The sequence below is a fragment of the Neisseria sp. genome (assembly GCF_041804105.1).
In the GTDB taxonomy this organism is placed as follows: Bacteria; Pseudomonadota; Gammaproteobacteria; order Burkholderiales; family Neisseriaceae; genus Neisseria.
Genome location: NZ_JBHCJY010000063.1, coordinates 1 through 2,845, shown reverse-complemented (window position 1 = coordinate 2,845; position 2,845 = coordinate 1). Strand labels below are relative to the sequence as shown.

The following is a 2,845-nucleotide window of genomic DNA, read 5'->3' as shown; positions in this document are numbered from 1 at the left end:
ATTTTAACTTTCGCCAATAAAAAGCAAAACAAGGCTGGCAGAATCTGCCAGCCTTTATTCGCCACAACGGGATTATTTGATTTCGACTTTCGCGCCGGCCTCTTCCAGTTGTTTTTGGATGTCTTCAGCTTCAGCTTTAGAAACACCTTCTTTAACGGTTTTGGGAGCGCCGTCAACCATGTCTTTGGCTTCTTTCAAGCCCAAGCCGGTGATTGCACGAACCACTTTGATCACACCAACTTTTTGGTCGCCGGCAGAAGCCAAGATTACGTCAAACTCGGTTTTCTCTTCAGCGGCAGCACCGGCAGCGGCACCGGCAGGACCGGCAACAGCAACGGCAGCAGCAGAAACGCCGAATTTTTCTTCAAAAGCTTTAACCAAGTCGTTCAGTTCCATCACGGTCAAAGAACCAACTGCTTCCAAAATGTCTTCTTTAGTAATAGCCATGCTATTTAAACTCCAAATATTGTATTAAAAATTTCAATCGAAACAAAATGCTCAAGCGGCTTCTTCAGCAGCTTTTTTCTCAGCCAGGGCAGCCAAGGCGCGGGCAAAGCCTGAAACAGGCGCCTGCATAACGAACAGCAGTTTGGACAACAGCTCTTCGCGGCTCGGAATAGATGCCAACTCGGCTACTTGGGCGGCGTTCAACACGTCGCCATTGTAAGAACCGGCTTTAATAATGATTTTGTCGTCTTTTTTCGCGAATTGATGCAGCACTTTTGCAGCAGCTACGGCATCTTCAGAAGCGGCATAAACCAGCGGACCAACCATTTGGTCTGCCAAACCGGCAAATGAAGTACCTTCTACTGCGCGACGGGCCAATGTGTTTTTCAGAACGCGCAGATACACGCCTTCTTTACGGGCATTGGCACGAAGCTCTGTCATGCTGGCAACACTGATACCGCGATATTCGGCAACCACCAGAGTTTGTGCATTGGCAATCGCTGCACCAATCTCTTCAACGGCCACCTTCTTGGTTTCAATATTGAGACTCAAGGTCTACCTCACACTGTTAAACAAAGAAATACAAACGTATTTCACCAGCGCGGCAACCTAAAAAGACATTTCACAAGAAATACTTGATTATTCGATTCAGGACTACCGTCTGCGTAGGGCAGTTACGATTAAATCTTGCGATCCCTACGGTCTTGGACATCTACTTAAAAATTAAGTAGCCCAAATTCAGACGCCCTATACCCTAACAGCCGCATAGGCCGTCTGAAAATTTTTAGCTGTTTACGCTTGAAGTATCAACGCGCACGCCTAAACCCATGGTGCTGGACACAGCCACTTTACGCAAATATTGGCCTTTGGCGGCGGCAGGTTTGGCTTTCACAATGGCGTCCAACAAAGCATCGAAGTTTTCACGCAAGTCAGCCTCGGCAAAAGAAGCACGGCCGATGGTTGCGTGCACGATACCTGCTTTATCAGTACGGTATTGCACTTGGCCTGCTTTGGCATTTTTTACTGCCTCGGCCACATTCGGCGTTACGGTGCCTACTTTCGGGTTCGGCATCAAACCACGGGGACCCAAAATCGTACCCAGCTGGCCGACAATACGCATAGCATCGGGAGAAGCAATCACCACGTCGAAATTCAGATTGCCTTTTTTCACTTCTTCGGCCAAATCTTCGAAGCCTACTACATCTGCACCGGCCGCTTTAGCCGCTTCGGCATTCGCACCTTGGGTAAATACAGCAACGCGTGTTACCTTACCGGTACCTTTGGGCAATACAACCGAGCCACGGATAACTTGGTCTGATTTACGGGGATCCACACCCAAATTGAAAGAAACGTCAACAGACTCATCGAATTTCGCAGTAGCAGCCTGCTTCACCAAAGCAATCGCCTCATCAATCGCATACAGCTTGTTAGCTTCTACGGAGGCACGCAATGCTTTCAAACGTTTGGAAATCTTAGCCATTACACACCCTCCACATCCAAGCCCATAGAGCGGGCGGAACCGGCAATCGTGCGAACAGCAGCATCTAAGTCGGCAGCTGTCAGATCGGGTTCTTTGGTTTTTGCAATTTCTTCCAACTGTGCGCGGGTTACTTTACCCACTTTGTTGGTTAACGGATTTGAACTGCCTTTTTGCAAACCTGCTGCTTTTTTCAGCAAAATAGTAGCAGGCGGAGTTTTCATCACAAATGTGAATGATTTGTCTGCAAATGCCGTGATCACCACAGGAATCGGCAAACCCGGCTCCATAGATTGAGTCGCAGCATTAAATGCCTTACAAAACTCCATGATGTTCAAGCCGCGCTGACCCAACGCCGGACCAACCGGGGGAGAGGGGTTAGCTTTACCTGCAGGAATCTGCAGTTTGATGTAACCAATAATTTTCTTTGCCACTTTAAAATAGCTCCTAATAAACGGGTATAACGCGAAAATTCTTCCGCTCCCCAAAAAACGGACCGAGTATTATACTTGGTAAAAAATATAATATCAATCCGCCTACCGACAATTTAACCGATTGTTACTGGATTTTTTCCACTTGGTTAAACTCAAGCTCAACAGGTGTTTCCCGACCGAAAATCTGCACCGAAACACGCAGTTTGTTACGCTCGTAATTTACTTCTTCAACAATACCGTTAAAGTCGGCAAACGGGCCTTCATTTACTCGAACCTGCTGCCCGACTTCAAATTCAACCTTAGGTTTCGGCTTTTCGATACCGGTTTGGACTTGTTGCAAAATAGAATCAACTTCTTTTTGAGAAATCGGCATCGGGCGGTTAGCGGTTCCACCGATAAAACCGGAAACCCTTGGCGTACTTTTTACCAAATGCCAGGAATCATCGGTCATTTCCATTTCAATCAACACATATCCGGGGAAAAACTT

General features: G+C 47.2%; 5 protein-coding genes. All 5 read right to left on the bottom strand.

Annotation, left to right across the window (positions count from 1 at the left end):
* Nucleotides 1–72: 72 nt before the first annotated feature.
* The gene (gene rplL, locus ACEYDX_RS06220; RefSeq protein WP_085366665.1) at nucleotides 73–447 is read right to left on the bottom strand and encodes a 50S ribosomal protein L7/L12; all 375 of its coding nucleotides are present in this window, start codon (nucleotides 445–447) and stop codon (nucleotides 73–75) included.
* A 51-nt stretch (nucleotides 448–498) separates the two neighbouring features.
* Entirely contained in the window at nucleotides 499–999 is a 501-nt protein-coding gene (gene rplJ / locus ACEYDX_RS06215) for a 50S ribosomal protein L10 (RefSeq protein ID WP_257067526.1), read from the bottom strand.
* 232 nt (nucleotides 1,000–1,231) lie between these two features.
* The gene (gene rplA, locus ACEYDX_RS06210; protein WP_303234082.1) at nucleotides 1,232–1,927 is read right to left on the bottom strand and encodes a 50S ribosomal protein L1; all 696 of its coding nucleotides are present in this window, start codon (nucleotides 1,925–1,927) and stop codon (nucleotides 1,232–1,234) included.
* Complete coding sequence (gene rplK / locus ACEYDX_RS06205; protein WP_085366660.1) at nucleotides 1,927–2,358, bottom strand: 50S ribosomal protein L11; 432 nt, start codon at nucleotides 2,356–2,358, stop codon at nucleotides 1,927–1,929. The genes rplA and rplK overlap by 1 nt, the downstream gene beginning before the upstream one ends.
* A gap of 124 nt (nucleotides 2,359–2,482) precedes the next feature.
* Nucleotides 2,483–2,845: transcription termination/antitermination protein NusG (gene nusG / locus ACEYDX_RS06200; protein WP_373741159.1), on the bottom strand; the 363-nt coding region annotated here is incomplete at its 5' end.

Bases quoted from the DNA above. Each gene is read 5' to 3' on its own strand.
- rplL (WP_085366665.1), bottom strand. From the start codon at position 447: ATGGCTATTACTAAAGAAGACATTTTGGAAGCAGTTGGTTCTTTGACC.
- rplA (WP_303234082.1), bottom strand. From the start codon at position 1,927: ATGGCTAAGATTTCCAAACGTTTGAAAGCATTGCGTGCCTCCGTAGAA.